The organism is Baekduia sp. Peel2402, assembly GCF_052567285.1.
Genome location: NZ_CP199582.1, coordinates 4,805,724 through 4,831,537, shown reverse-complemented (window position 1 = coordinate 4,831,537; position 25,814 = coordinate 4,805,724). Strand labels below are relative to the sequence as shown.

Sequence of the window (25,814 nt, the reverse complement as noted above, 5' to 3'; positions counted from 1 at the left end):
GATAGAGCACCGCGGCCGGTCGCGCCGATCCTGTGAGGGATGACGTTCACGGGCCAGGAGCTCGCGCCCGGGCACGGGTCGCACGCCGAGGCGCTGATGCGCGCACTGCCCGACGGCCTCGTGCTGTCCGACGGCCAGGGGCGGATCGTCGAGGTCAACGACGCGTTGTGCACCATGATGGGCCACGACCGCGGCGAGATCCTGGGCCTCGAGCCGCCCTACCCGTGGTGGCCCGAGGACCAGGTCGCCCGCATCACCGAGATGTTCGCCGCGTCGATGGCCGAGCGCTCGGCGCGCTGGGAGCTGACGTTCCAGCGCCGCGACGGCGCGCGCTTCCCGGCCAGCGTCACGTCCTCCGCGATCGTCACCGCCGGGGGCGGCGTCGCGGGCTTCGCCGCCGTTCTGCGCGACACGACCGGCGAGCACTGCGAGCGCGAGCGCCTGCGCGCCGCCGAGGCGCGCCTGCGCCAGGCGCAGCGCATGGCCGACATCGGCAGCTTCGAGGTCGACTACCGGACCGGCGAGGCGCGGTGGTCGGAAGAGCTGTTCCGCCTCCTGGGCCTTCCACCCCACCAGGATCCGCAGGCCATCGCCGAGGCGCGAACGCGGCTGGCCGACCCCGACGGCCAACGCCTGTTCGAGGTCGCCGACGCGACCCGCGCCGACGGCAAGCCGCGCGAGCTGGTGCACCGCTACCGCCGCGGCGACGCGCTGCGGATCGCCGAGATGCGCATCGAGGCGCTCAGCGACGAGCGCGACGAGCGCTACGGCGTCCGCGGCACAATGCAGGACGTCACCGAGCGCTGCCGCGCGCAGGCGGAGATCCACCTGCAGGCGCACCTGCTCGACGCGGTCGACGTCACGGTCGTCGCCACCGACCTCGACGGCGTCATCACGCACTGGAACCGCGGCGCGCAGAGCGCCCTGGGCTGGGAGCCCGAGGAGGCCATCGGCCGTCCGATCGCCGAGCTGACCACGGTGGCGGGCGAGCCGGGCTCGGTGGCCGGCGTCCTGGACGAGATCCGCCGCGCCGGGCAGTGGGAGGGCGAGCTGGCGGTCTCGCGCCGTGACGGCTCGACCTTCCCCGGCTACATCCGTGCCGCCCTGTTCCACGACCTCGACGGCACGCTGGCCGGCATCGTCGGCGTCTGCGTCGACATCTCGGCCCAGATCGAGACCGAGCGGCAGCTTCGCGCCGCCTCCGACTACCAGCGCGCCATCACCGACAACATGGGCGAGGGCCTCTACACGCTCGACGTCGAGGGCCGGCTGATGTACCTCAACCGCGCGGGCGAGGAGCTGCTGGGCTGGCGCTCGTTCGAGCTGGAGGGCGAGGTCATGCACGACATCGTGGGCGGTCCGCGGCTCGACGGCACCGCCGTTCGCAGCGACGAGCACGACTTCGCCCGCCGCGACGAGACCGAGCTGCCCGTCGAGGTGACCGCGGCGCCGTTCGAGACGGCCGACGGCGTGCGGGGCACCGTCGTCGTCTTCAAGGACATCACCGAGCGCAAGGCGCGCGAGCGCGAGCTGGAGCGCCAGCTCGAACGGATCTCGTGGATCGGGCGCCTGCGCGCCGCGCTGGCCGAAGACCGGTTCGAGCTGCACGCCCAGCCGATCGTGGATCTCGCCAGCGGCGCGACGGTCCAGCACGAGCTGCTGATCCGGCTGCGCGACGAGGACGGGACGCTGCTCGCGCCGGGCCAGTTCCTCCCGACCGCGGAGCGCTTCGGCCTCATCGGCGAGATCGACCAGTGGGTCGCCCGGCAAGGGATCGGCCATGCCGCGCGCGGTCACCCGGTGGAGCTGAACCTCTCGGCGCATTCGCTGGGCAACCCCGACCTCCTGAACGTCATCGGCGCCGAGCTGCGCCGCACCGGCGCCGATCCCGCGCTGTTGGCCTTCGAGATCACCGAGACCGCACTCGTCCAGGACTCGGCCGCGGCCGAGTGGTTCATCACGCGGCTGCGCGCGCTGGGCTGTCGCGTGGCGCTCGACGACTTCGGGACCGGCTACGGCGGGTTCATCTACATCAAGCGCCTGCCAATCGACGACCTCAAGATCGACATCGAGTTCGTCCGCGACCTCACCGAGAGCACCGCCAGCCAGGAGGTCGTGCGCGCGGTCGTCTCGCTGGCCCGCGGCTTTGGGCAGCGGACCGTCGCCGAGGGCGTCGAGGACGCCGCGACGATGGACCTGCTCCGCGAACTCGGCGTCGACTGCGCTCAAGGCTTCGCGATCGCCCGGCCAGCGCCGGTCGCGGACGTGCTCGGCGCCGGCTGAGGCCCGTCTCCTCGCGCCTGCCCGGTGATGCCCAGGGACGCCGGGGTGACCCGCACGGGGCCGCGTCGGCGCAAGCCGCCGATCCGGTCCCCCGGCGGGACACGGCGCGGCACGGCCGCCTCCACGGCACGGGCGACGAGCGTTGGGTTGACGTGGGTCCAGCGGCTGAGGCCCGCGCCCCAGACGTAGATGTAGGACCAGACGTGGCCGTCGCTGATCGCCACGGTCCACTCGTGGCGGTCGCCGGCGACCCGGCTCTCCGTGACGAAAGCGCCCACGCCCGCCGGCGCCTGCCGCGCCCGGCCCGCCGCGAAGCGGATGCACTGCGCGGAGGGCAGCCGGTCAGGGTGGTCGCCGATCTCGATCTCCATGGCTTCCTCAGCTACGCCCGCCGAGGCGGTCCAGCACGCGGCGCGCGAAGCGCTGGAGCGGAGGCTCAGGCGATGGGGTCCGGTCGCGATCGCGGTGCCGCCAGCCCACCTCTTCGGGCAGCTCGTCGGCGCCGACCGACAGCAGCACGCCGCCCCGGTGGATCTCGGCGATCTGGTCGGGCGGCGCGTGGAGGTGGCGGCCCGGGAGCGGCAGGGTGTGGACGACCACGCCCTCGAAGATGCCGCCCGGCGGCTCGATCAGGACCTCGTCGACGACGCCGACGCGGCGACCGCCGGGGTCATAAACGGGGGTGCCCTCGGCTAGGGCGGGGAAGGCGATGCGCGGCCCGAGGTCCATGGTCTCCGTGGAACTAGGCCCAGACGCGCGCGGGCAAGCGCAAGATCGCGCAGACGGTCAGGTCGCCAGATCGCGCCCGCGGCAGGCGAGTTGTAGGAGAAGGCGGTCGTCGGGGTTCTCGACGTCGACGTCCAACAGCGCGAAGATCTGATTGACGCGGTAGGAGACGGTGTTGCGATGCAGGTCGAGGACCTCGGCGGTCCGGGTCAGCGAGCACTGCTGGTCGAGGTAGACGTGCAGCGTCCGGATCAGCCGGTCGGCGCGTGGCCCGCCGAGCTCGACCAACGGCGCCAGCACCGTCGCGACCGCGTCGCGCGCCGTGTCCGAGGTGTACCACTCGACCAGCCCGCGGCGCAGACCCGCGCGGTCGAACGCCACGACGGTCCAGGGGCGCTTGGAGGTCCGCGCGACCGCGACGGCCGCCTTGGCCTCCGCGGCGGAGGCCAGCAGGCCGCTCGGGCCCTGGTACGCGCCGCCCACGCCGCAGTGCACGAGCGTGATCGGCAGCGCGTCGCGCCGTGTCGCCAACGCGCGCTCGACGGCGCGGGCGACGCCGGTGACCCCCGCCGCGCCCGGGTCGCCCGCACTGCTGCGCAGCAGGATCGCGCCCGCGCCGGAGCGGCAGGTGTGCCACTCGGCGTCGGCCTCGCGCAGGGCGTGGACCGCGGACGCCGCCAGCCGCTGGCGCGCATGGTCGGCGGCGATCGGGTCGTGCCGCTCGTCGTCGGCGAGCTCCTCGAAGTCCAGGCGGGCCGCCACGTGCCAGCCGTCGATGGGGACGCCGAGCGCGCGAGCGCGGTGGGCGATCGCGTCGTGGGCGACCGGTGGCGCGACGAGCAGCTCCGCGAGGATCGCCCCGCGCGACTGCAGCGGCAGGCTGGCGGCGAGCCGCGAGCGCTCGAGCGCCTGCCACGTCCACGCCGACGCGATGCTCAGCGTGAGCTCCAGCGCCAGGCCGAGATCGCCCTCCTGCCGCTCGGCGGTCAGCCACGCCTCGGGCTGGCCGTGGCCGCGCACGGCAGCCATCATGCCCGCGGACGGCCGCCGCGTGACCAGCCGAATCGGGACGCCCAGCGCGGCGCCCGCGCGCTCGGCGATCGCCTCCGGCGCACCGTCGGACGGGTGGGCGTGGATCGCGCGCATCGCGGTGTGCGCGCGCAGCAGCGCCGCATCGGCGTCGCCGCTCAGCTCGCGGCCGATCGCGACCGCGAGCACCGCCATGTCGACCCCGGCGGCGGCCCCGAACAGCCCGACGCCGAGACGGTCGGCCAGCGGGCCGGCGGTCGGGGTCACGTCGTCGACGGCCGGTCCGCAGAGGACCAGCGCGGTGACGCCGGCGCTCGCCGCGATCCGCAGCGCGACGTCGAGCCGATAGCTCCCCGCCAGCGCCGACGCGGCGCGGGTCAGCAGGACGATCGCGTCCCGGGGGGCCCGTTCCAGGTCGGACACGTCCTCCATCAGCGCGACGTTCGCGACCGATCTCGTTCCCTCACCGATGGCGAGGCAGCTCAGCGAGGAGCCGACCGTCGGTGACCCGACGAGCTGATCGAGCGAGGCCACGCGCCTATGCTACGCGCAGAGCCGCCCATCAAGGAGAACCTTTCGATGCGCCTGGAGGACCGCACCCTGCGCGACCTCGCCCGCGGTTGCGGGCTGCTCGGCGCCGGGGGCGGCGGGGACACGTTCGTCCCGCTGACGATGGCGCGGCGCGCCGTCGCCGAGCACGGCCCGGTCGACGTCGTGGACCCGGGCGACCTGCCGCCGCACGGGCTCGTGATGCCCTGCGGGCTCCTGGGCTCACCGGCGGCCGAGCGCCTCCTCAGCGGGGACGAGGGCCGCGCGCTGCAGATGGCGGCGCAGGCGCGGTTCGGCGACGCGGTCGTCGCGCTGATGCCGTACTCGATCGGCGGCGGCAACGGCCTCGTCTGCGCGACCTGGGCGGCCCGGCTCGGGCTGCCGCTGCTGGACGCCGACGCGATGGGCGGCACGTTCCCGTCGCTGACGCAGATGGCCACCGGCCTGGGCGGCGTCCGCGCGACGCCCGCGATCCTGACCGACGGCCGCGGCAACACGGTGGTGCTGGACGCCGCCGACGACGCATGGGCCGAGCGGCTCGCGCGCCGGATCGCCGCGAGCATGGGCGGCGTCTGCGCGCTGGCCGTCGCCTGCCTGACCGTGCGCGACGCGCAGCGGTGCGCGATCCTCGGCTCGATCTCGGGCGCGGTCGCGCGCGGCGCCGACCCCGACGGCCTCGGCCGCGTGCTGGCCGAGGGGCGCATCGGCGAGGTCGAGCGCCGCGTCGCGGGCGGCGCGATCAGCATCTCGGCGACGCTCGACGGCGGGGCGCGGCGGATCCGGCTGGAGGCCCAGAGCGAGATCCTGCTCGCGCTGGAGGACGGCGAGGCGCGCGCCGCCGCGCCCGACGCGCTCGCGCTGGTCGACGCGGAGTCGGGGACGCCACTGCTGGTCGAGCGGCTGCGCGACGGTCAGGCCGTCCGCCTGCTCGTGCTCGAGGCCGCGCCGATCTGGCACACTCCCGGCGGCCGGGCGCTGGCCGCCCGGGCCGGCTTCGCGCTGGACGCGGGCGAGATCCCCGGCGGCGAGGCGCGCGATGGCCCCGGTTGAGGCGATCGCCGGGTTGCTGTCCGCCACCACCGGCGTCGAGGCCGTCCTGCTCGACGCGCACGGCCGGCGGTGCGCGAGCGCGCGCCGCCCGTCCACCGCGTCGCCGTGCACGGGCTGCGCCGGCGCGCTCGACGCGCTGGCCGACGACCTCGGGCGGCCGCTGCCGGCGGCCACGCGCGTGACGCTGGGCAGCGACTGGGTCGCCACCGCGCTGCGCGAGCGGCGCGGCCTGACGCGCGTCGCGGTGATCCGGGCCGGCGGCCCGCTGACCGGCGCCGTCCCGCCGCTGTGGACGTGGCCCGCCGCGCTGCGGGGCGCGATCTCGGCCGGCGCGACGATCGTCGACGGCGGCGCCGAGTACGACGGCCGCAGCGCGACGCCGCTGGACGTCGAGGCCGTCCTGCGGTTCCTCGACGCCGTCTCGGACCTCGCCGAGGCCGTCGCGGTCGTCGGCGTCTTCTCGCCGATCGCGGCCGACGACGAGCTCGCCGTCGCCGAGCTCGTCCACCGCGAGCTCGGGCCCGCCGTGCCGGTCTCGCTGGGGCACGAGATAGGCTCGCTCGGCCTGCTGGAGCGCGAGAACGCCACGGCGCTCAACGCGGCGCTCGTCGGCCCCGCGCGGGTGCTGGCCGCGGCGCTGCTGGCCGTGCTCGAGGAGCGCGGGATCAGGGCCGAGCCGTTCCTCACCCAGAACGACGGCTCGGCGATGGTCCTGGAGCACGCGGCGCGCTACCCGGGCCGGATGCTCGGGAACGGGCCCGCGCTGGCGATGAACGGCGCGATGTGGATGAGCGGCGTCGCCGACGGCGTGGTCGCCGACGACGACGGCGTCCGCACCGACATCGGCGTCTTGGCCGGCGGCGTGCTGCGCGAGGAGCCCGACGACATCACCGAGACGGCGGGCGTCCGGACGACCATGCGGCGCCCGCAGGTCCTGCGGCTGGCCGGCGGCGCCGCGCCGGGCGCCGCTCGCCCGGCCGCGCTGCGCGACGCGCTCGACCGCTCCGGCGTCCTGCGCGGTCAGGCCACGGTCGTGGCGATCGGCACCGGCGCGCAGGACGTCGCGGCCGGCCTGGCCGACATGGAGGGCATCGACGTCGTCGTCCCGGCCGACGCCGGCGTCGCCGGGGCGATCGGCGCGGCACGCGCGTCCGTCGCCGGGCAGGTCGAGGTCTTCTGCGAGCACGAGGGCCAGGGGGCCGAGGCGGCGATCGCCCGGGCCCGGCGCGCGGCGATCCACGCCGGCGCCGACCCGGAGCGGGTGCACGTCGTCGAGGTCGAGCAGATGCCGCTCGGCTACCTCGTCGCGCCCGCGCTGCGCATCCGCGCACGCGCGGAGGGACCGTGCATCTAGGCGCGATGCCCAGGCCAGCCTGGATCCTCCTGCGGCGATCGCCGGTCAGCCGGGGAACACCGATTGCCTGACCTCCGCGGCGAGAGCTGTGCACCCCTCACAGAGAACCGGGCGCAGACCGACGCCGACGACGACGGCGGCACCCTCCGGGGCGGGCATCGTCGTCTCCATGACCACGATCTCCGAGACGCCCCGTCATCGCGCAGGCCGACCGGACGAGCCGGCGCTGCTGCGGGCCGCCCAGGCCCACGACAGCCCCCGGCGCACCGAGCTCGTCGAGGCCTACATGCCGCTGATCGGCTCCGTCGCCCACCGCTACCACGGGGCCCGCGGGGTCAACCACGCCGAGCTGATGCAGGAGGGCGTGGTCGGGCTTCTGCGCGCGGTCGATCGCTACGACCTCGAGCGTGAGACGCCGTTTTGGGCCTATGCCTCGTTCTGGGTCCGCCAGGCGATGCAGCAACTGGTCGCCGAGCTGACCTGGCCGGTCGTGCTGTCAGACCGTGCGCTGCGTCAGCTGGCGCGGATCCGCGCCGCCGAGCGCCGCTTCTCCCAAGACGAGGGCCGCTCGCCGTCGGCCGCCGAGCTGGGGACCGCGGCCGGCCTCGGGCCCGAGCACCTCGGCCTCCTGCTCGCCGCCGAGCGCTCGCCGCGCGGCCTGGACGAGCCGGTCCTCGCCGACAGCGGCACGGGAAGCGCGCTGGGCGAGATGCTCAGCGACCCCACGGCGCAGGACCCGTTCGAGCGGATCCCGTCGCGCGACGCGGCCGATCGGCTCGGTGAGCCTCTCGGCCTGCTCACCGTGCGCGAGCGCAACATCCTGGCCGAGCACTACGGCCTGCACGGCGAACCACGAACGCTGCGCGCGATCGCCGCGCAGCTGGGCGTCAGCGCCGAACGCGTGCGCCAGATCGAGCAGGGCGCCCTGGAGAAGCTCCGCGAGACCTGCGACTGGGCGGCCTGAGCGACGCGCGAACCGGAGCTGCTCGTCCCGCCGCCCTTGTCGCGGACGGCGACCGGTCTACCGCACGACGGACATGAGCGCGCGCGCCGACTCCGCGACCCCGCTGCCCGAGACGCCCGACCACGACGGCGCCTACCCGCGGCTCGACGACGAGCAGCTCGCGCGCCTGGAGCCAGTGGGGCGCAAGCGACCGACGACGACGGGCGACGTCCTGTTCCGCGAGGGCGACGAGGACTATGACTTCATCGTCGTCCTGGAGGGCGAGGTGGCGATCGTCCAAGGCGAAGGCGACGACCAGCGGCTGATCGCCGTCCACGGCCCGCGCCGCTTCCTCGGCGAGCTGGGGATGCTCACCGGGCAGGCCGCGTTCTTCACCGCGGTGGTCCATCAGGCGGGCAGCGTCCTGGAGGTCCCGGTCGACCGGCTGCACGAGCTGGCGACCCGTGACAGCGCGCTGGGCGACCTGATCCTGCGCGCCTACCTGATCCGCCGCGAGATCCTCATCGGCCTCGGCGCCGGCCTGAAGATCGTCGGCTCCCGCTACTCGCCGCAGGCGCGCGAGCTGCGCGACCTCTGCGCGCGCAACCGCGTGCCGCACCGCTGGATCGACCTCGAGGAGGACGCGTCGGCCGAGGATCTCCTGCGACGGCTCGGCGTCTCGCCCCAGGAGACGCCGGTCGTCCTCTGGCACGGAGAGGTCCTGCGCAATCCGACGCCCGACGCGCTGGCCCACGCCATCGGGCTGCCCGACCTCTCCGGGGCCGTCGAGGTCTGCGACCTCGTCGTCGTCGGCGCGGGACCGGCCGGGCTGGCGGCTGCCGTCTACGGCGCCTCGGAGGGCCTGGCCACCGTCGCGCTGGACGCCGTCGCGACCGGCGGCCAGGCCGCGACGTCGTCGCGGATCGAGAACTACCTCGGCTTCCCCGCCGGCCTGTCGGGGGCCGAGCTGGCCGAGCGCGCGACGATCCAGGCGCGGAAGTTCGGCGCGCGGCTGGCCGTGCCCGCCACGGCGGTCGCGCTGGACCGCTCCGACGGCCACTACGTGATCCGGCTGGAGTCGGGCCAGGCGCTCGAGACGCGTTCGGTGGTGATCGCCACCGGCGCGCGCTACCGCAAGCTCCCGGTGCCACGCCTGGAGGACTTCGAGGCCAACAGCGTGTACTACGCGGCGACGCAGATGGAGGCGCAGTGGTGCGCGGGCGCGCCGGTCGTGGTCGTCGGCGGCGGCAACTCGGCCGGGCAGGCGACGACGTTCCTGGCCCGCCACGCCACCCAGGTCGAGCTCGTGCTGCGCGAGGACGACCTCGAGGTCAACATGTCGCGCTACCTGGCCGACCGCATCCGCGGCCTGCCCAACGTCGGTATCCGCCGTCACAGCGAGGTGCGCGAGCTGCTCGGCGAGGACCGCTTGGAGGCCGTCGTCGTCGAGGACCGGCACACCGGCGCCCGCGACCGCCTCGACGCGCAGGCCCTGTTCGTGTTCATCGGCGCCGAGCCGCACACCGACTGGCTGCGCGGCGTCGTCGCGCTCGACGACGGCGGCTACGTCGTCACCGGCGCCGAGTGCGAGCAGGAGGGCCGGCACGCGCTGCTGCTGGAGACCAACCGGCCGGGCGTGCTCGCCGTCGGCGACGTACGCAGCGGCTCGATCAAGCGCGTGGCCTCCGCGGTCGGCGAGGGGTCGATGGCCGTGCGCCTGGTGCACGAGCACCTCGGCACGCTGCGCTGACCCCTCGACCCGAGTCCTACACGAACGTCTCGTCGACGTAGCACCAGCGCCAGTCCTCGCCGGGCTCGAGCGAGCGGACGATCGGGTGCTCGATCGTCAGCGCGTGGGCCCGCGCGTGGCGCATCGGCGAGGAGTCGCAGCAGCCGACGTGGCCGCAGGTCAGGCAGAGGCGCAGGTGCACCCACGGCGATCCGATGCGCAGGCACTCCTCGCAGCCCTGCGGCGTGCGCGGGCCGACGGGGCGGATCATCGTCAGGTGACGGCAGAAGATGGCCATGTCCTTGTCAGTAGGTCGCGCCGTCCTAGCTCCCAGGGCGATGCCCCGCCTGACGATCGAGCGCTTCGACCCTCCGACCTCCTCCCGCGCGTCCCGGATCCGATCCTGGGCCGGCGCGCGCGCCGCCGACCAGCTCGGCGAACGCCACGTCTGGTGCGCGTCCGCCTCCCCGCGCGGCCGCGGTGACGCACGCGCGCTGCAGGAGCGATTGCGCGCCGGCGGAGGCCTGGACGCCGCGGCGCTCGACGTCGACGCGTGGCTGCGCGACCTCGCCCAGCAGCTCGTGCGCGCGGACGACCTGGTCATCGTCTTCGACGCGGCCGCGGCGCTCGCCGCCGAGGCGCTGCGGGCGCGCGGCGCGCACGTCGTCTGGTGCGTCGACCCCACGGCCGCCGACGCCCTCCACCGCTCCACCGGCGACGTCGACGCCTACATCTTCAGCAGCGTGCGGCGCGAACCTGCGGGACAGGTCGTCCGCCACGTCGCCGCGCTGATGCCCGGCGCCGACCTCCTGGCCGCCAAGCAGGTCCTCGACCCCGGCCCCGGCGACATGCTCGGCTGGCGCAGCGCGCTGGCCGACGTCGTGACCGACGACCACGAGCAGCACGTCGGCGGCCGCCGTCACGTCCGCCCCGCGGTCGCCGCGCGCTGAGACGGCGGCGGCTCGCCCCGCCCCAGCAGCGCGGCGCCGCGCAGCAGCGCGTTCGGCCAGCGCATCAGCAGCGCTCCGGCGATCGCCATCACCAGCACGTAGGCGGCCGCGACCGGCGCCAGGTCGGGCTCGATGCCCGCGGTCGCGGCCAACCCGGCGAGGACCACCGCGACGTCGCCGTGCGGCAGCAGCGCGGCCGCGGCGCGCGCCCGTCCCTCCGGCCCGACGCCGGTCAGCGCCGCGGCGCGCCAGCCGGTCACCGACTTGGTGAGCACCGTCACGACGACCAGCGCGGCGACCGGCAGGGCGACCGACGCCAGCCGGCCCGTGTCGACCTGCAGGCCGAAGAACAGGAAGAACAGCGCGGCGTTGAAGTCGCGGATCGGCGCGAGCAGCGGCGCGGTCCGCGTCGCCACCTCGCCCGACAGCGCGATCCCCGCCAGGAACGCGCCGATCGCCGCGCCGACCTGCAGCGTCTCGGCCACGCCGGCGGCCAGCAGGACGAGGCCGAGCACCGACAGCAGCACGACCTCCTCGGAGTGGTGGGCGAGCAGCCGCCCGAGCCGGTCGCCGAAGCGCGACGCGCCGAGCAGCGCGGCGGCGATCGCGACGATGGCGATCCCGACCGAGCCCAGGCTCGCCGCCACGCCGCCTCCGACCAGCAGCGTCGCGACCAGCGGCAGGAACACCGCCATCGCCAGGTCCTCGGTCACCAGCACCGAGACGACCGCCGGCGTCTCGGGGCAGCGCAGGCGCCCGAGGTCGCCCAGCGCCTTGACGACCATGCCCGACGACGACGCCCACCCCACGCCGCCGAGCACCACGGCCGCCACCGGATCCCACCCCAGCAGCAGGCCGACGACGATCCCCGGCGGCACGTTGAGCACCACGTCCAGGACGCCGGCTCGGCGATGGCGGAGCAGGTGCATGGTCAGCTCCTCCGCGCTGTACTCCAGACCGATGAGGAACAGCAAGAGGATCACGCCGAACCCCGCGGCGAAGCGCACCACCTCGCCGTCGAGCGCCGGCACGTCGAAGGCGCCGATCGCCAGGCCGGCGATCAGGTAAAGCGGGATCGGGGAGACGCTGAGGCGCGCGGCGACGCGCGCGCCCAGGCCCAGCGCGAGCACGGCGGCACCGAGCTGGAGGTAGACCGGCGCCGCGTCGTGCACGCCGCGATCAGCCCGGCTCGACGAGCCCGTAGTCGCCGTCGTAGCGCAGGTACAGCACCTTGCCGCGTCCGTCGTCAGCGTCGATGAAGTACAGGAACCGGTGGGCGAGCACGTCCATCTCGGCGCGCGCGGTCGCCAGCGACAGCGGCTGCGAGTACCGGCTGGGCTCCGGCACGACCGGCGGCCCTTCGCCGGCCAGCGCGCTGCCCTGCGGGTGCAGCAGGCCGACGCGTCCGTCGTCGCGCCAGTGCACGACGACGTCCTCGCGGGTGGCCACGTGGACGAACAGCCGGAACTCCTGGTCGTCGTCGAGCAGGTCGGCGATCGCCGAGAGCGTCGACTCCGGCTCCTCGGAGTAGGTGCGGCGGTGGACGATCCGGCGCTCCTCGGGCGGCTTGTGCGGGAGGTCGGGGCGCTGGGGCTCCAGGCGGCGCAGGTCGGCGATCCCGCGGGCGATCACGCGGGGCTCGTCGCGCAGCGCGACCTCGCTGTCGCGCGCGCGGCGCAGCTGGCGGCGCAGGCGCTCCAGGGCCGCCGACGCCGCGGAGATCGCGGTCGGCCCGAGCGCGTGGGCGGCGAGGACGCGGCCGTGGTCGGGCGCGCTGGCGTCGGCGACGAACGGCCGCCGCGCGTGCGGGCCGGAGCGCGCCGGTCCCGGCCGGACGGTCAGGCGGACCTCCGGCGGCGGGTCGTCGACGAGCCGCTCGAGGCCGGCGGCGCGCCGGCGGATCTGCTCGACGAGCCGCGGGGGCACGTCCGGTGCGCGAACCTCGACGTCCATCAGCCCTCTCCCCCGCCGCTCAAGGCGTACACGATGGCCTGCTCGACCGGCACGCGATTGGCGGCCTGGCGCCAGACGACGGTCTGGCGGTCGTCGATCACCGCCGCCCGGATCTCCTCGCCGCGGTGGACGGGCAGGTGGTGCAGAACGATCGCCTGCGCGGACGCGCGCTTGACCAGCGGCGGCGTCACGCGGTAGGGCACCAGCAGGTCGTGCAGGCGTCGGCGCTGTGCCGGGTCGGCGGGCCGTGGCCACGGGCCGGTGACGATCGCGTCGGCGCCGGTCACGGCCTGCTGCGGATCGTCGACGAGCTCGACCTGGCCGCCGTGCAGCTCGCCCATGAGCGCGGCCGCGGTGACGTCCTCGGGCGCGGGGCGGCTCTCAGACGGCGCGGCGACGCGCACGGTCATGCCGGCCAACGCGCCGATCGCCATCAGCGACCGCGCAGCGTTGCTAGCCGGACCGACGTAGGCGAGCACGCGGCCGTCGAGCTCGCCGAAGTGCTCGCGCATGGTGAAGACGTCGGTCAGCGCCTGGCACGGATGGTGCTCGGGCGAGCGCGCGTTGACCACCGGGACGGTCGCGGCGCCGGCAAGCCGCGCGAGGTCGCGGTCGGGCAGGTCGCGGACGAGGATCGCCGCGCTCCATCCCGACAGGATCCGCGCGACGTCCTCCAGCGGCTCCTCCTCAGGGTCGAGGTCCTGGGGGCGCGTCGTGACCGGCTCCATCCCGAGCCGGTGCGCCGCCACCTGCGCCGAGAGGCCGGCGCGGGTCGTGGGGACCTCGTACAAGCAGGCCAGCGCCGCGCCGGCCAGCGCGCCGGTCCACCCGGCGGGCTCGGCCTTCATCCGCCCGGCGAGGCCGAGCAGCTCGTCGAGCGCGACCCGCGTCAGGTCGGTCGCCCGCAGGAGGTCGGACGGCCAGTCGATCATCACCGGAGCGCTCATGCGGTGGCCGACGACGCCGGTGCCGGCGCGCTGCCGACCCGCGGCGTCAGCCACGCGCGCAGCGCCTCCTCGGGGTGGGCGCCGACGCGCCGGTCGACCTCGGCGCCGTCGCGCAGCAGGACCAGCAGCGGGATGCCCTGGACGTCGAAGCGCCCGGCGATCTCGGGCGCCTCGTCGGTGTTCAGCTTGACCACCTTCAGGCGCCCGGCCAGCTCGACCCCAAGCCGCTCCACCGCCGGCGAGACCATCCGGCACGGCCCGCACCACGGCGCCCAGAAGTCGACGAGCACCGGGATCGAGGCCCGCGTCTCCTCGTCGAAGGTGGCCGGCGTCGCGTCGACCACCCACGGCAGCGCGTTGTGGCAGTTCCCACAGCGCGGGATGCCCTCGGCGCGCGGCGCGATGCGGTTCTTGCGCCCGCAGTGCGGGCAGACGACGACGGCCGTGGCGGGCATGGCCGGCGGTCAGCTCCCCGAGCCGCTGCCGCTGCCGCTGCCGGTGCCGCTGTCGCTCGCCTCACCGGTGTCGCCCTCGCGGATCTGGACCTGGCGGGGCTTGGCCTGCTCGGGCTTGGGCACGCGGACCTCGAGCACGCCGTGGTGCAGGCGCGCGTCGGGCTCGACGTCGCCGCTCAGGCCGGGCAGCGTCACCGTGTACTCGAACTCGCCGACGCGGCGGGTGCGACGGCGCAGGATGCCCTGGCGCTCGCGCTCGGCGATCGCGCCGCGGATCGTCAGCTCGCCCTCGTCGACCTCGACGTGCACGTCCTCGGCGCGCGCACCGGGCAGCTCGGCCTCCAGGATCCAGGCGTCGTCGGTCTCCTCGATGTCGACGTCGGGGATCCACGGGCGCACGACCTCGGGCGGCACGCCCATCATCTGCTCCAGCAGCTGGGCGGTCTGCTGCTGGATCTCCTCCAGCTCGCGGAACGGCTGGTAGCGCTGCACGGGCTGCATGCGCTGCGGGTTGCGCCCGCCGTTGTGGCGTCGTACGAGCACGGCCATGGGGTTCTCCTTCAAGCGTCGTTGCCGGTGCCCCGGCTCCTAGGCCGCGGCCCGCCCTTGCCAAGCCCATCCGCCGCCCTAGGTGAAGGCATGAAACGAGGACCTGCCAGCGAACGAGGAGGAGCGACGATGGCCAAGGCCGTCGGCATCGACCTGGGCACCACCAACTCCGTCGTGGCCGCGACCATGGAAGGCGGGCACGCGGAGGTCGTCCCGAACGCCGAGGGCGCGCGGACGACCCCGTCCGTGGTGGCGTTCACCGACGACGGGCAGCGGCTCGTCGGGCAGGTCGCCAAGCGCCAGGCGATCCTCAACCCCGAGGCCACCATCTACTCGGCCAAGCGCTTCGTCGGGCGCAAGTGGGACGAGGTCTCCGAGGAGAGCAAGATCGTCTCCTACAAGGTGGTCAAGGGCCCCAACGACGCGGTCCGGTTCGAGGTCCGCGGCAAGGAGTACGCGCCCGAGGAGATCTCGGCGCTGATCCTCCGCAAGCTGGCCGATGACGCCGCGAAGTTCCTCGGCGAGAAGGTCACCGAGGCGGTCATCACCGTCCCGGCGTACTTCAACGACGCCCAGCGTCAGGCGACCAAGGACGCCGGCAAGATCGCCGGTCTCGAGGTCCTGCGCATCATCAACGAGCCGACCGCGGCCGCGCTGGCATACGGCCTGGACAAGAAGGGCTCGGAGACCGTGCTGGTCTTCGACCTCGGTGGCGGCACCTTCGACGTGTCGATCCTCGACGTCGGCGACGGCGTCGTGGAGGTCCGCTCCACCAGCGGCGACGGCCACCTCGGCGGCGACGACTTCGACAAGCGCATCGTCGACTGGCTGGCCGACGAGTTCAAGAAGGACCAGGGCATCGACCTGCGCACCGACCCGCAGGCGCTGCAGCGCCTCTACGAGGGCGCCGAGCGCGCGAAGGTCGAGCTGTCGTCCTCGACCCAGGCGCAGGTCAACCTGCCGTTCATCACCGCCGACGCGTCCGGGCCCAAGCACCTCAACATGACGGTCACGCGCGCGCAGTTCGAGCAGTTGACCAAGGAGTTGATCGAGCGCACGCGTGGCCCGGTCGAGCAGGCGCTGAGCGACGCGAAGCTGAGCGCCGACGACATCGACGAGGTGATCCTGGTCGGCGGCTCGACGCGGATCCCGGCCGTCCAGGACCTCGTGCGCCGGCTGACCGGCGGCAAGGACCCCAACATGACGGTCAACCCCGACGAGGTCGTGGCGCTCGGCGCGGCGATCCAGGCGGGCGTGCTCAAGGGCGAGGTCGAGGACGTCGTCCTGCTCGACGTCACGCCGCTGTCGCTCGGGCTGGAGACCATGGGCGGCGTGATGACCAAGGTCATCGAGCGCAACACGACGATCCCGGCGCGGCGGACCGAGACGTTCAGCACCGCCGAGGACAACCAGACCGCGGTCGACGTCGTCGTGCTGCAAGGCGAGCGCGAGCTCGCCGCCGACAACCGCCAGCTCGCCCGCTTCCGCCTGGAGGGCATCCCGCCGGCACCGCGCGGCGTGCCGCAGATCGAGGTCACGTTCGACCTCGACGCCAACGGCATCCTCAACGTGTCGGCCAAGGATGTGTCCAGCGGCAAGGAGCAGACGGTCACGATCTCTGAGAGCGCGAACCTCGACCCGTCCGACGTCGAGCGCATGGTCAGCGAAGCTCAGCAGCACTCCGAGGAGGATCGCCGACGCCGCGAGGAGATCGACGCGCGCAACGAGCTCGACTCGCTCGCCTACCGCGTCGAGCAGCTCGTCTCCGAGCTGGGCGACCGGCTGCCCGTCAACGAGAAGGCGCGGGCCGAGCAGCTCGTCGCCGACGCGCGCCAGGCGATCTCCGAGCAGGCCGGGCTGGACCGCGTGCGGCCGATGATCGCCGACCTCCAGCAGCTCGTCCACGCGCTGCCGGCCTCGGCGCAGCAGCCCGCGCCGACCGGCGGCGGCAACGGCGGGGGCAACGGCGGGGGCAACGGCGACGGTGGCGCGGCGGCGGCCGAGGACGACGAGGTCGTCGACGCGGAGTTCACCCGTGAGTGAGCAGCAAGAGCATCCGCCCCGGACCGCGGAGCTCGAGGCCGAGGTCGCGCGCTTGGACGACCGGTTCAAGCGCGCGCGGGCCGACCTGGACAACTACCGCAAACGCACCGCCAAGGACGTCGACCGGCTGGTCGCCGAGCGGACCGACGCGCTGATCGGCAACTGGCTGGAGGTCGCCGACAGCGTCGGCCGCGCCCTCGCCATAGACGGCGAGGGCGCCGTCAGCGACGGGCTGCGGGCCGTGCGCGACCAGATCGAGTCCACGCTCGCTCGCCAGGGCGTCGAGCGTGTCGGCGAGGTCGGCGACGCGTTCGATCCCGAGCGCCACGAGGCCGTCGCCGTCCGGCCGGCGGGCGACGTGCCCGACCGCACCGTGGTCGAGGTGATCCGGCCCGGCTACGTGCGCGGCGACCGCGTGCTGCGCCCCGCGCTGGTGGCGGTGGCGCAGCGGCCCCGCGACGACGGCGCCGAGTGATGGCCGTCGGCTACCGCGACTACTACGAGGTGCTCGGCGTGCCGCGCGGCGCGAGCGCCGACGAGATCCGCGGCGCCTACCGGCGCCTCGCGCGCGAGAACCACCCCGACGTCAACAAGGATCCCGACGCCTCGGAGCGCTTCAGCGAGATCTCCGAGGCCTACGAGGTGCTGCGCGATGCCGAGAAGCGCGCGCAGTACGACCGGCTCGGGCCGAACTGGCGCGCGGGCCAGGACGTCACCAGCGCCGAGGGGTTCCGCGGTGGCGGCGGTGGCGGCGGGCCGGGCGGCGCGGGCGGGCGGGGCGATGACTTCGGCGGCGGCGACGTCCGCTTCGACTTCGGCACCGGCGGCGACGCCGACTTCAGCGACTTCTTCGAGAGCCTGTTCGGCGGCGGCCGCGGCCCCTCCCGTGGCGGCCGCCGCCGGCAGCGGCGCAGCGACGGCGAGGACGGGTTCTCGCTGCGCGGCAGCGACCACGAGGCGACGATCGAGCTGACGCTGGAAGAGGCCGCACGCGGCGGCAAGCGCCGCTTCACGCTCGACGACGGCCGCGACTACGAGGTCACGATCCCGCCCGGCGTGCGCGACGGCCAGCGCATCCGGCTCGCGGGCCAGGGCGCCCCAGGCGTCGGGGGCGGGCCCAGCGGCGATCTCTTCCTGCGCGTCCGGCTGCAACCGCACCCGCGCTTTCGTCTCGACGGCCGCGACCTCGAGGTCGACCTGCCGGTGGCGCCCTGGGAGGCGGCGCTCGGCGCCAAGGTCCCGGTCCCCACGCTCGACGGCGACGCGACGGTCAAGGTCCCGGGCGGCTCGTCCAGCGGCCGCCGCCTGCGGCTCGCCGGCCAGGGCATGCCCGGCCCGCGCGGAGAGCAGGGCGACTTGTACGCCATCGTGAAGATCGTCGTGCAGAAGAAGCTCAAGCGCGACGAGAAGAAGGCCTATCAGAACCTCGCCGAGGTCTCGGAGGGGTTCGACCCGCGGAGCGCGGCGGCATGACCATGACCGTCCTCGAGGTCCGCGCCACGGCCGTCACGCAGGATCGCGCGATCGACCGGCTCGCCCGCGAGTCCGGCCTGCACCCCGCCGTCGTACGCCGGCTCGTGCGGCTCGGCCTCGTCCGCCCCACCTACTCTCCCGCCGCGCCGGCGCTGCTGGCGCGGGCCGCGCGCCTGCGCCGCGACCTGGGCCTCGACTACGCCGGCGCCGTGCTGGCGTGCGAGCTGCTGGCGCGCATCGACGACCTCCAAGCGCAACTCGACCGCTCCCGTCCGAGGTGACCTGATGGATCCCGAACGCCTGACCCAGAAGTCCCAGGAGGCCCTGCACGACGCCCAGACCAAGGCGCTGCGCTATGGGCACACCGAGGTCGACGTCGAGCACCTGCTCCTGGCGCTGCTCGACCAGCCCGACGGGCTCGTGCCGCGGCTGTTGGCGCGGACCGACGTCGACGTCGGCGTGCTGCGCGCCGCAGTCGAGCAGGAGCTGGAGCGCCGGCCCCGCGTCAGCGGCGCCGGCGGCGGCCAGGCGTCCATCTCGCGCGCGCTCGGCCTGCTGCTCGACGACGCCCAGCAGGAGGCTTCGCGGCTGAAGGACGACTACGTCTCGGTCGAGCACCTGCTGCTGGCGATGGTCGCCGACGGCTCGCGCACCGGCGCCGGCCGGCTGCTGGCGCAGCACGGCGTCGACCGCGACCGCTTCCTGTCGGTGCTGACCGAGGTCCGCGGCAGCCAGCGCGTGACCAGCGCGACGCCCGAGTCCTCCTACGAGGCGCTGGAGAAGTACGGCCGCGACCTCGTCGCCGAGGCGCGCCTGGGCCGCATGGACCCGGTCATCGGCCGTGACGAGGAGATCCGCCGCGTCATCCAGATCCTCTCGCGCAAGACCAAGAACAACCCGGTGCTCGTCGGCGACCCCGGCGTCGGCAAGACCGCGATCGTCGAAGGGCTCGCCCAGCGCGTCGTCCGCGGCGACGTCCCCGAGGGCCTGCGCGACCGCACGGTGTTCTCGCTCGACCTCTCGTCGCTGCTGGCCGGCGCGAAGTACCGCGGCGAGTTCGAGGAGCGCCTGCAGGCCGTGCTGACCGAGATCAAGGCCGCCGAGGGACGCATCCTGCTGTTCATCGATGAGCTGCACATGGTGGTCGGGGCCGGCGGCGGCGAAGGGTCGATGGACGCCGGCAACATGCTCAAGCCGATGCTCGCCCGCGGCGAGCTGCACTGCATCGGCGCGACGACGCTCGACGAGTACCGCAAGCACATCGAGAAGGACGCCGCGCTGGAGCGCCGCTTCCAGCCGGTGGTCGTCGACGAGCCCTCGGTGCCCGACACGATCTCGATCCTGCGCGGGCTGCGCGAGCGCTTCGAGGTCCACCACGGCGTGCGCATCCAGGACGCCGCGCTGGTCGCCGCCGCGACGCTCAGCCACCGCTACATCACCGACCGCTTCCTGCCCGACAAGGCCATCGACTTGGTCGACGAGGCCTGCGCGGTGATCCGCACCGAGATCGACTCGATGCCCCAGGAGCTCGACCAGATCACCCGCCGCGCGGTGCGGCTGGAGATCGAGGAGGCCGCGCTCACCAAGGAGACCGACCCGGCCAGCCAGGAGCGCCTGGAGGCGCTGCGCAAGGAGCTCGCCGACCTGCGCGCGCAGGCCGACGCGATGACCGCGCAATGGGAGGCCGAGCGCAACGCCATCAAGAAGCTCCAGGCGCTGCGGGCCGAGCTCGAGGAGGTGCGCCGCCAGATCGACGAGGCCGAGCGCGCCTATGACCTCAACCGCGCGGCCGAGCTGCGCCACGGCAAGCTGCCCCAGCTCGAGCAGCGGCTGCGCGCCGAGGAGGAGCGGCTGGAGGACAAGCAAGGGGGCGCCGGCACCCGCCTGCTGCGCGAGGAGGTGACCGACGAGGAGATCGCCGAGGTCGTCGCGCGCTGGACGGGCATCCCGATCGCACGCCTGGTCGAGGGCGAGCGCGAGAAGCTGCTGCGCCTCGACGAGGTCCTGCACGAACGCGTCATCGGCCAGGACGAGGCGGTCCGGCTCGTCGCCGACGCGGTCATCCGCGCGCGGTCGGGGATCAAGGACCCGCGCCGCCCGATCGGCTCGTTCCTCTTCCTCGGGCCGACCGGCGTCGGCAAGACCGAGCTGTCGCGCGCGTTGGCGCAGACGCTGTTCGACTCCGAGGACAGCATGGTCCGGCTCGACATGTCCGAGTACCAAGAGCGCCACACGGTCAGCCGCCTGATGGGCGCGCCTCCCGGCTACGTCGGCTTTGAGGAGGGCGGCCAGCTGACCGAGGCGGTGCGCCGCAAGCCCTACTCGGTGGTGCTGTTCGACGAGATCGAGAAGGCCCACCCCGACGTGTTCAACACGCTGTTGGCGATCCTCGACGACGGCCGGCTGACCGACGCGCAGGGCCGCACGGTCAACTTCCAGAACACGGTCGTGATCATGACCTCCAACATCGGCTCGATGCACCTGCTCGACGGGATGACCCAGGAGGGCGAGATCGCCGAGGAGGCGCGCGAGCGCGTGATGGGCGAGCTGCGCGGCCACTTCCGGCCCGAGTTCCTCAACCGCGTGGACGACATCGTGTTGTTCAAGCCGTTGACGCTGGATGAGATCGAGCACATCACCGAGCTGCAGATCGACGCGGTCCGCCGGCGTCTGGCCGACCGCCGGATGGCGCTGGAGCTCAGCGACGCCGCCCGCCGCCACATCGCCGAGCAGGGCTATGACCCCGTCTACGGCGCCCGGCCGCTGCGCCGCTACATCCAGCGCGACGTCGAGACGCGCATCGCACGGGCGCTGCTGGCCGGTGACATCCGCGACGGGGCGACGATCCGGCTCGACGTCGACGACGGCGAGCTGCTCGTCACGTGGGCCAACCCCGACGACCGCGAGCCGACGTCGCGCGACGACGGCGCACGGCCGGTCGGCGCCGCGGCGTGATCAGGCGTCGGTGACCGCGATCGGCGTGCCGGTCGGCGGGCGCGCGAAGCGGTCGGCGGCGCTGCCGCCGACCGCGCGCAGCTCCGCGTAGCGCGGCGGGCCGAGGTCCGCCGCGGCGGGCCACTGCGACGTCGCGGGCGCCAGCAGCAGCTCGCCCTCGGACGGCCGCGGCTCAGCGGTGCCGTCATCGCTGACCAGCGCGGGAGCGGCGATCGCGCCGATCCGCACGTCCACGGTCTGCCCGAGCCGCGCGGGCAGGCCGATGATGGTGGTCTTGAGCGTCCCGTGGCGGTCGACGTGGGCGACGGCGGCCACCGGCGGGGCGGGCACGTGCTCGCGGTCGACGACGCCCGCGAGCACGTGCGGGTGGCAGCAGTGCGCGTGCGCGACCGCCGTGGCCAGCGTCCCGCCCCACGTGTCGCGGCCCGCGGGCGCCACGTCGAGGAAGCACAGCCCGCGCAGGTCGGGCAGCGCCAGCGACCAGCACCAGCCGGCGTTGGGGCCGACGATCAGCGTGCCGCCGGCGCCGCGCCCGACGCACAGGCGCGCGCCGGCGCCTTCAGGCCACGGCCCGGGCGCGACGGCGGCCGGGTCATCCCCGACCCAGCACGCGACCAGCCGCCGGTCCGGCCCGCCGGCGCACGCGAGCTGCGCGACGCAGAACCCCGCCGCCAGCGTGTCGCCCGCGGGAACGGCGCAGACCTCGATGGCCACGCGGGGGAAGGCGAGCGCCAGGCGCCGGACGAGGTCGGTCCCCTCGCCGTCGTCGTCCTCGAGCGGCCGGTCGGTGACGAGGTGGACGATCACGCCCCTGGTCTTAGGCCATGCCCGTCCTACTGCAAGGGACCGATGTCCTCCGTCCCGGCCGCGGTCCTCGTCGTCTTCGGCGCGACGGGCGACCTCGCGCGGCGCAAGCTGCTGCCGGCCGTCTACGACCTCGCCCACGACGGCTCGCTGCCCGCTCGCCTGTACGTCGTCGGCGTGGCGCGCGAGCCGCTCGGGGACGCCGGGTTCCAGGACCTGGCGGCCGAGGCGATCCGCGTGGGCGCGCGCCGCTCGCCCGACCCCGCGCTGCTGCGCGCGCTGATCGAGGACCTGCGCTACCTCGACGGCGACTTCTCCGACCCAATCACCTACGCGGAGCTGGGTCGGCGATTGCGCGAGCTCGACGACCGGCACGGCGCGTCGCTGGACCGCTGCTTCTACCTCTCCACCGCTCCGGCGTTCTTCTGCCCGATCGTCGAGGCGCTGGGCGCCCACGGCCTGCACCGCGCCGCGGGCGCCGACGCGCGGCTGGCGGTCGAGAAGCCGTTCGGCTCCAGCCTCGAGGACGCGCGCGAGCTCGACCGCCGGATCCTCGCGGTCTTCGACGAGCGCCAGGTCTTCCGCATCGACCACTACCTCGGCAAGGAGACCGTCCAGAACCTGCTGGCGCTGCGCTTCGCCAACCAGCTCTTTGAACCGGTCTGGAACCGCAACTTCGTCGAGCACGTCCAGATCACCGCGGCCGAGGAGCTCGGGATCGGGACGCGCGCGGGCTACTACGACCGCGTCGGCGCGCTGCGCGACATCGTCCAGAACCACCTGCTGCAGCTGCTCTCGCTGGTGGCGATGGAGCCGCCGGTGCACTTCACCGCCGACGAGGCGCGCAACGAGAAGGCCAAGGTGCTGCAGGCGATCACGCCGCCGTCGCCGTCCGCGGCGGTCCGCGGCCAGTACGACGCCGGCGTGGTCGGCGGCGAGCCGGTGCGGGGCTACCGCGAGGAGGAGGGCGTCGCGCCCGGATCGCAGACCGAGACCTACGCGGCGCTGCGGCTGGAGGTCGACAGCTGGCGCTGGGCCGGCGTCCCCTTCTACCTGCGCACGGGCAAGCGCATGCCCCGCCAGGCGACCGAGGTCGTCGTGACGCTCAAGGCGGTGCCGCACCTCGCGTTCGCCGCGCAGGGCTCGATCGGCGTTCAACCCAATCACCTCGTGTTGGAGATCCAGCCCGACGAGGGCGTGTCGCTGACGCTCGCCGCCAAGGTCCCCGGCGCGACCCGGGCGATGCGGGTTCGGCCGGTGCTGATGCAGTACCTCTACGGCGCCGAGTTCCCCTCGCAGTCGCCGGAGGCCTACGAGCGGCTCGTGCTCGACGTCCTGCGCGGCGACCCGCTGCTCTTCCCGCGCCACGACGAGGTCGAGGCGCAGTGGCGGATCTGCGATCCCGTCTTGGAGGCGTGGGCAGACGACGGCGCGCCGCTGGCCCGCTACGCGGCCGGGTCGCAGGGGCCGGACGCGGCGGCGCGCGTGCTGCGCCCCGGCCACGAGTGGCGGCGGATCTGACCGTGCGTCGCGCTCAGCTCAGGGCGCGAGGGCCAGCGCGCGGACGTAGTCCTCGGGCAGCTGGGCCTTGACGTCGAGCAGCTCGTCGCCGAGCGTCGCGCGCAGCGCACCGAAGACCGCGCGCAGATGGCGCGCCGCCTCCTGCAGGCTCCTGATCCCCTCGCGCTGCGCGGCCCGGCGCACGAAGGTCTCCAGCGGCATCCGCGTCGCCCGGCCGCCGGAGGCCTCACGGCCGCGACGCAGCGCCGGGTGCAGCTCCGGCGGCAGGCGCTCGATCAGGTCGTCCACCTCGCCGCCGTCGATCCGCTCGGCCAGCGTCTCGAGCGTCGCCTCGAGGGCGAGACGGGCGCCCGCGCGGTCCAGCCCGGTCGACTCGGCGACCAGCCGCAGCAGCTCCTCCAGGTCGGCGACGTCGACCCAGCGCCCGCGCGGCATCAACGGCGCGTAGCCGGCGGGCAGCTCGGCGACCAGGTCCTCCCACTCCTCTTGCGAGACCGCGCGGGCGACCGCGTCAAGCACGGCGGACGCCGCGCGGCGGGCGACCGCGTCGTCGAGTCCGGCGCGACGTGCGACACGCTCGGCGAACGCGTCGGCGTCGAAGCCCTCGGCGGGCGTCGTCGTGGCGATCCACGGCGCGATCGCGGGTGGCAACGAGGCGGCGAGCCGGCGCGCCAGCCCGCGGTCGATGCGCTCGCCGAGCGTCTGCAGCGTCGCGTGGACCGCGCGCTCGGCGTCCTCGCGCGCGAGGTGTGTCTCTGTAGCCACCAGGTCGATGAAAGCCAGGTCGTCCATCGGCAACGCCCGTAGGCCGCGCGGGCGTCCCGCCAAGCGAGTTGACCGCCGGCGACGGCGGCCTAGGGCAAGGAGCGATGTCCACGCACAACCTGAACCGGATCCTCTGCCTCGCCGAGCCGCGCGGCCACGTCGACGCCGTCGAGCGCGTGCTGCACACGGCAGCCGACCATCGCGCCGACGCCGTCGCGCTCGTAGGCGACCTCACCGTCGACGGGAGCCGCGCCGGCCACCGCGCGCTGTTCCGCGCGCTCGGCGCCGGCGGGCTGCCCACGTTCTGGGTGCCCGGCCCCGGCGACGCGCCGGTGGCGGACTACCTGCGTGAGGCCCACGACGTGGAGATCGTGCACCCGACGGTCCACGGCGTCCATGGCACCGCGGCGTGGGCGCCCGACGGCCACGTGATCTTCGCGGGCCTCGGCGGGACGATCGACGACGACCCCGACGCCGCCCGCGAGGAAGTCGCCGCGCTGCGCTACCCGCGCTGGGAGGCCGAGCACCGCCTGCGGATCCTCGACGAGCTCGGCGGGCAGCAGCTCGTGCTGCTGTTCGCCACCCCGCCCGCCCACAAGGGCCGCGGCGTTCCCGGCAGCGAGGTCGTCGCCGAGCTCGTCGCGACCCATCGCGCGCGGCTCGTGGTCTGCGGCGGCGAGCCCACGACGGAGCTGATCGGCCGGACGCTCGTCGTGGCGCCCGGCAGCATCGCCGACGGCCGGTTCGCCATCGCCGACCTCCACGCGCGCGAGGCCGAGACCCGGGTCCTCGCCGAAGTCGTGTGACCGCCGCGACATGCGCAGCCCTTCGCGCCTCGAGGCGGGGATCGCCCGCCAGCTGAGCCGCGAGGCGGTCAAGCGCGCGCGGATCCAGCTGCTCGTCCTGGCCCCCGCCGTCGCCGCGGTCCTGCTCGTCTACCACTACCGGATCGAGCTGGTCGGCCGCCAGTGGGACACCGTCGTGCGCGTGATCACGGCCATCGCGCTCGTCGCGCTGGGCTGGCAGGTCGCCCGCGACGTCGGCCGCTCGTTCGGACCGGTCCTCTTCCGCCACCTGGAGGCGGCGACCGCGGGAACCGCCGGCTTCCTGATCCGCCTGGGCACGATGGTGACCGCGGTCGTCCTCGCGCTGCGGATCGCGCAGTTGGACCCGCAGACGGTCGCGCTCTCGGGCGCCTTCACCGCGGTCGTCTTCGGCCTCGCCGCGCAGCAGACGCTCGGCAACCTGATCGCCGGGACGGTCCTCGTGAGCGCGCGGCCGTTCCAGGTCGGTGACCGCGTCCGGATGCAGGGCGGCGGGCTGGCCGGGTCCGTGGAGGGCGTCGTCAGCTCGTTCGGGTTGTTGTACACCATCCTCGCGCAGAGGACCGACCTGATCATGATCCCCAACTCGGTCGTGCTGAACGTCGCGGTGGCGCCGCTGCGCGAGCCCGCCGGCATCGACCTGCGGGCGCGGCTGAAGCCGGGCGCCACGCCCGCCGACATCCAGAGGCGCCTAGAGCAGTCGCTGCAGACGCCGCTGCGCGGTTCGCCGAACGTGACGCTCGAGGAGCTCGACGGCGACGAGGTCGTCGTCCGGATCGGCGCCACGCCCGCGCGGTCGAGCGACGGCCCGGAGCTGGCCGGCGAGGTGCTGGACGCCATCTCCCCGCTCGCCGCGCGCTCGACGGCGTCGTCCTGAGCCGCACTTCTGGCGCCTCGCGGACGGCCTACCTC

25 protein-coding genes are annotated in these 25,814 nt (G+C 74.6%); 14 read left to right on the top strand and 11 right to left on the bottom strand.

Features of this window, described 5'->3' with window-relative positions:
• Nucleotides 1–39 precede the first annotated feature (39 nt).
• Nucleotides 40–2,283: an EAL domain-containing protein gene (locus ACT01A_RS23635; protein ID WP_445149564.1), complete on the top strand. Its 2,244-nt coding sequence runs from the start codon at nucleotides 40–42 to the stop codon at nucleotides 2,281–2,283.
• Here ACT01A_RS23635 and ACT01A_RS23630 read toward each other — a convergent pair.
• The 3 genes from ACT01A_RS23630 to ACT01A_RS23620 are packed head-to-tail and all read right to left on the bottom strand — an operon-like array spanning nucleotide 2,226 to nucleotide 4,572.
• Nucleotides 2,226–2,654, bottom strand: coding sequence for a hypothetical protein (locus ACT01A_RS23630; RefSeq protein WP_445149563.1), 429 nt, complete (start codon nucleotides 2,652–2,654; stop codon nucleotides 2,226–2,228). The two genes, ACT01A_RS23635 and ACT01A_RS23630, sit on opposite strands and share 58 nt — an antisense overlap.
• Nucleotides 2,655–2,661: 7 nt before the next feature.
• Nucleotides 2,662–3,012 carry a PRC-barrel domain-containing protein gene (locus ACT01A_RS23625; protein ID WP_445149562.1) on the bottom strand — a complete coding sequence of 117 codons (351 nt, stop codon included), beginning with the start codon at nucleotides 3,010–3,012 and terminating at the stop codon, nucleotides 2,662–2,664.
• A gap of 57 nt (nucleotides 3,013–3,069) precedes the next feature.
• Nucleotides 3,070–4,572, bottom strand: coding sequence for a PucR family transcriptional regulator (locus ACT01A_RS23620; protein ID WP_445149561.1), 1,503 nt, complete (start codon nucleotides 4,570–4,572; stop codon nucleotides 3,070–3,072).
• A gap of 6 nt (nucleotides 4,573–4,578) precedes the next feature.
• Here ACT01A_RS23620 and ACT01A_RS23615 point away from each other — a divergent pair, with 6 nt between their 5' ends.
• The 4 genes from ACT01A_RS23615 to ACT01A_RS23600 all read left to right on the top strand — a co-directional run bounded on the left by ACT01A_RS23615 (nucleotide 4,579) and on the right by ACT01A_RS23600 (nucleotide 9,684).
• On the top strand, nucleotides 4,579–5,637 hold the full coding sequence (locus ACT01A_RS23615; protein WP_445149560.1) for a DUF917 domain-containing protein: 1,059 nt from the start codon (nucleotides 4,579–4,581) through the stop codon (nucleotides 5,635–5,637).
• Nucleotides 5,624–6,991 carry a hydantoinase/oxoprolinase N-terminal domain-containing protein gene (locus tag ACT01A_RS23610; protein ID WP_445149559.1) on the top strand — a complete coding sequence of 456 codons (1,368 nt, stop codon included), beginning with the start codon at nucleotides 5,624–5,626 and terminating at the stop codon, nucleotides 6,989–6,991. Before ACT01A_RS23615 ends, ACT01A_RS23610 begins: the two co-directional genes overlap by 14 nt.
• A 169-nt stretch (nucleotides 6,992–7,160) precedes the next feature.
• Nucleotides 7,161–7,955, top strand: a complete 795-nt coding sequence (locus ACT01A_RS23605) for a sigma-70 family RNA polymerase sigma factor (protein ID WP_445149558.1) — start codon at nucleotides 7,161–7,163, stop codon at nucleotides 7,953–7,955.
• A gap of 73 nt (nucleotides 7,956–8,028) precedes the next feature.
• A complete protein-coding gene (locus ACT01A_RS23600; RefSeq protein ID WP_445149557.1) occupies nucleotides 8,029–9,684 on the top strand; it encodes an FAD-dependent oxidoreductase in 1,656 nt (551 codons plus the stop codon).
• Between the two features lie 16 nt (nucleotides 9,685–9,700).
• Here the strand turns inward: ACT01A_RS23600 and ACT01A_RS23595 are convergent, their stop codons facing one another.
• Entirely contained in the window at nucleotides 9,701–9,961 is a 261-nt protein-coding gene (locus ACT01A_RS23595; protein WP_445149556.1) for a UBP-type zinc finger domain-containing protein, read from the bottom strand.
• A 40-nt stretch (nucleotides 9,962–10,001) separates the two neighbouring features.
• On the opposite strand from ACT01A_RS23595, the gene ACT01A_RS23590 reads away from it, so the two are divergent.
• Nucleotides 10,002–10,613 carry a hypothetical protein gene (locus ACT01A_RS23590; protein WP_445149555.1) on the top strand — a complete coding sequence of 204 codons (612 nt, stop codon included), beginning with the start codon at nucleotides 10,002–10,004 and terminating at the stop codon, nucleotides 10,611–10,613.
• Here the strand turns inward: ACT01A_RS23590 and ACT01A_RS23585 are convergent.
• From ACT01A_RS23585 to ACT01A_RS23565, 5 genes are read right to left on the bottom strand one after another with little or no spacing between them, the layout of a single operon-like run.
• The gene (locus ACT01A_RS23585) at nucleotides 10,583–11,785 is read right to left on the bottom strand and encodes a cation:proton antiporter (protein WP_445149554.1); all 1,203 of its coding nucleotides are present in this window, start codon (nucleotides 11,783–11,785) and stop codon (nucleotides 10,583–10,585) included. The genes ACT01A_RS23590 and ACT01A_RS23585 overlap by 31 nt on opposite strands.
• 7 nt (nucleotides 11,786–11,792) lie before the next feature.
• Nucleotides 11,793–12,566 (bottom strand): sigma 54 modulation/S30EA ribosomal C-terminal domain-containing protein, encoded by a 774-nt coding sequence (locus ACT01A_RS23580; protein ID WP_445149553.1) that lies wholly within the window; start codon nucleotides 12,564–12,566, stop codon nucleotides 11,793–11,795.
• On the bottom strand, nucleotides 12,566–13,567 hold the full coding sequence (locus ACT01A_RS23575; protein ID WP_445149552.1) for an ornithine carbamoyltransferase: 1,002 nt from the start codon (nucleotides 13,565–13,567) through the stop codon (nucleotides 12,566–12,568). Before ACT01A_RS23575 ends, ACT01A_RS23580 begins: the two co-directional genes overlap by 1 nt.
• On the bottom strand, nucleotides 13,510–13,968 hold the full coding sequence (gene trxA, locus ACT01A_RS23570; protein ID WP_445149551.1) for a thioredoxin: 459 nt from the start codon (nucleotides 13,966–13,968) through the stop codon (nucleotides 13,510–13,512). The genes ACT01A_RS23575 and trxA overlap by 58 nt, the downstream gene beginning before the upstream one ends.
• Before the next feature lie 9 nt (nucleotides 13,969–13,977).
• Nucleotides 13,978–14,517, bottom strand: coding sequence for an Hsp20/alpha crystallin family protein (locus ACT01A_RS23565; RefSeq protein ID WP_445149550.1), 540 nt, complete (start codon nucleotides 14,515–14,517; stop codon nucleotides 13,978–13,980).
• A gap of 129 nt (nucleotides 14,518–14,646) precedes the next feature.
• Between ACT01A_RS23565 and dnaK the strand changes: the two genes are divergently transcribed.
• The 5 genes from dnaK to clpB are packed head-to-tail and all read left to right on the top strand — an operon-like array spanning nucleotide 14,647 to nucleotide 20,988.
• The gene (dnaK, locus tag ACT01A_RS23560) at nucleotides 14,647–16,560 is read left to right on the top strand and encodes a molecular chaperone DnaK (protein WP_445149549.1); all 1,914 of its coding nucleotides are present in this window, start codon (nucleotides 14,647–14,649) and stop codon (nucleotides 16,558–16,560) included.
• Entirely contained in the window at nucleotides 16,553–17,035 is a 483-nt protein-coding gene (locus tag ACT01A_RS23555) for a nucleotide exchange factor GrpE (RefSeq protein ID WP_445149548.1), read from the top strand. The genes dnaK and ACT01A_RS23555 overlap by 8 nt, the downstream gene beginning before the upstream one ends.
• Nucleotides 17,035–18,033: a DnaJ C-terminal domain-containing protein gene (locus ACT01A_RS23550; protein WP_445149547.1), complete on the top strand. Its 999-nt coding sequence runs from the start codon at nucleotides 17,035–17,037 to the stop codon at nucleotides 18,031–18,033. Before ACT01A_RS23555 ends, ACT01A_RS23550 begins: the two co-directional genes overlap by 1 nt.
• Nucleotides 18,030–18,314, top strand: coding sequence for a chaperone modulator CbpM (locus tag ACT01A_RS23545; protein ID WP_445149546.1), 285 nt, complete (start codon nucleotides 18,030–18,032; stop codon nucleotides 18,312–18,314). The genes ACT01A_RS23550 and ACT01A_RS23545 overlap by 4 nt, the downstream gene beginning before the upstream one ends.
• Before the next feature lie 4 nt (nucleotides 18,315–18,318).
• Nucleotides 18,319–20,988 carry an ATP-dependent chaperone ClpB gene (clpB, locus tag ACT01A_RS23540; protein WP_445149545.1) on the top strand — a complete coding sequence of 890 codons (2,670 nt, stop codon included), beginning with the start codon at nucleotides 18,319–18,321 and terminating at the stop codon, nucleotides 20,986–20,988.
• On the opposite strand, the gene ACT01A_RS23535 is transcribed toward clpB, so the two are convergent.
• Nucleotides 20,989–21,795 carry a hypothetical protein gene (locus ACT01A_RS23535; RefSeq protein WP_445149544.1) on the bottom strand — a complete coding sequence of 269 codons (807 nt, stop codon included), beginning with the start codon at nucleotides 21,793–21,795 and terminating at the stop codon, nucleotides 20,989–20,991. It abuts the gene before it with no gap.
• 42 nt (nucleotides 21,796–21,837) lie between these two features.
• Between ACT01A_RS23535 and zwf the strand changes: the two genes are divergently transcribed.
• A complete protein-coding gene (zwf, locus tag ACT01A_RS23530; RefSeq protein ID WP_445149543.1) occupies nucleotides 21,838–23,313 on the top strand; it encodes a glucose-6-phosphate dehydrogenase in 1,476 nt (491 codons plus the stop codon).
• A gap of 18 nt (nucleotides 23,314–23,331) precedes the next feature.
• Here zwf and ACT01A_RS23525 read toward each other — a convergent pair whose 3' ends face one another.
• Complete coding sequence (locus ACT01A_RS23525; protein ID WP_445149542.1) at nucleotides 23,332–24,105, bottom strand: DUF2267 domain-containing protein; 774 nt, start codon at nucleotides 24,103–24,105, stop codon at nucleotides 23,332–23,334.
• 77 nt (nucleotides 24,106–24,182) lie between these two features.
• On the opposite strand from ACT01A_RS23525, the gene ACT01A_RS23520 reads away from it, so the two are divergent.
• Both ACT01A_RS23520 and ACT01A_RS23515 read left to right on the top strand, forming a co-directional pair.
• Nucleotides 24,183–24,884 carry a metallophosphoesterase gene (locus ACT01A_RS23520; protein WP_445149541.1) on the top strand — a complete coding sequence of 234 codons (702 nt, stop codon included), beginning with the start codon at nucleotides 24,183–24,185 and terminating at the stop codon, nucleotides 24,882–24,884.
• Between the two features lie 10 nt (nucleotides 24,885–24,894).
• Nucleotides 24,895–25,779 carry a mechanosensitive ion channel domain-containing protein gene (locus ACT01A_RS23515; protein ID WP_445149540.1) on the top strand — a complete coding sequence of 295 codons (885 nt, stop codon included), beginning with the start codon at nucleotides 24,895–24,897 and terminating at the stop codon, nucleotides 25,777–25,779.
• Nucleotides 25,780–25,814 lie beyond the last annotated feature (35 nt).

Coding starts and splice junctions, on each gene's coding strand:
- ACT01A_RS23605 (WP_445149558.1), top strand. CDS start 7,161: ATGACCACGATCTCCGAGACGCCCCGTCATCGCGCAGGCCGACCGGAC.
- ACT01A_RS23610 (WP_445149559.1), top strand. CDS start 5,624: ATGGCCCCGGTTGAGGCGATCGCCGGGTTGCTGTCCGCCACCACCGGC.
- ACT01A_RS23630 (WP_445149563.1), bottom strand. CDS start 2,654: ATGGAGATCGAGATCGGCGACCACCCTGACCGGCTGCCCTCCGCGCAG.
- ACT01A_RS23525 (WP_445149542.1), bottom strand. CDS start 24,105: ATGGACGACCTGGCTTTCATCGACCTGGTGGCTACAGAGACACACCTC.
- trxA (WP_445149551.1), bottom strand. CDS start 13,968: ATGCCCGCCACGGCCGTCGTCGTCTGCCCGCACTGCGGGCGCAAGAAC.
- ACT01A_RS23595 (WP_445149556.1), bottom strand. CDS start 9,961: ATGGCCATCTTCTGCCGTCACCTGACGATGATCCGCCCCGTCGGCCCG.
- ACT01A_RS23545 (WP_445149546.1), top strand. CDS start 18,030: ATGACCATGACCGTCCTCGAGGTCCGCGCCACGGCCGTCACGCAGGAT.
- ACT01A_RS23635 (WP_445149564.1), top strand. CDS start 40: ATGACGTTCACGGGCCAGGAGCTCGCGCCCGGGCACGGGTCGCACGCC.
- ACT01A_RS23600 (WP_445149557.1), top strand. CDS start 8,029: ATGAGCGCGCGCGCCGACTCCGCGACCCCGCTGCCCGAGACGCCCGAC.
- ACT01A_RS23615 (WP_445149560.1), top strand. CDS start 4,579: ATGCTACGCGCAGAGCCGCCCATCAAGGAGAACCTTTCGATGCGCCTG.
- ACT01A_RS23565 (WP_445149550.1), bottom strand. CDS start 14,517: ATGGCCGTGCTCGTACGACGCCACAACGGCGGGCGCAACCCGCAGCGC.
- ACT01A_RS23520 (WP_445149541.1), top strand. CDS start 24,183: ATGTCCACGCACAACCTGAACCGGATCCTCTGCCTCGCCGAGCCGCGC.
- ACT01A_RS23580 (WP_445149553.1), bottom strand. CDS start 12,566: ATGGACGTCGAGGTTCGCGCACCGGACGTGCCCCCGCGGCTCGTCGAG.
- ACT01A_RS23590 (WP_445149555.1), top strand. CDS start 10,002: ATGCCCCGCCTGACGATCGAGCGCTTCGACCCTCCGACCTCCTCCCGC.
- ACT01A_RS23625 (WP_445149562.1), bottom strand. CDS start 3,012: ATGGACCTCGGGCCGCGCATCGCCTTCCCCGCCCTAGCCGAGGGCACC.
- dnaK (WP_445149549.1), top strand. CDS start 14,647: ATGGCCAAGGCCGTCGGCATCGACCTGGGCACCACCAACTCCGTCGTG.
- clpB (WP_445149545.1), top strand. CDS start 18,319: ATGGATCCCGAACGCCTGACCCAGAAGTCCCAGGAGGCCCTGCACGAC.
- zwf (WP_445149543.1), top strand. CDS start 21,838: ATGTCCTCCGTCCCGGCCGCGGTCCTCGTCGTCTTCGGCGCGACGGGC.
- ACT01A_RS23515 (WP_445149540.1), top strand. CDS start 24,895: ATGCGCAGCCCTTCGCGCCTCGAGGCGGGGATCGCCCGCCAGCTGAGC.
- ACT01A_RS23550 (WP_445149547.1), top strand. CDS start 17,035: ATGGCCGTCGGCTACCGCGACTACTACGAGGTGCTCGGCGTGCCGCGC.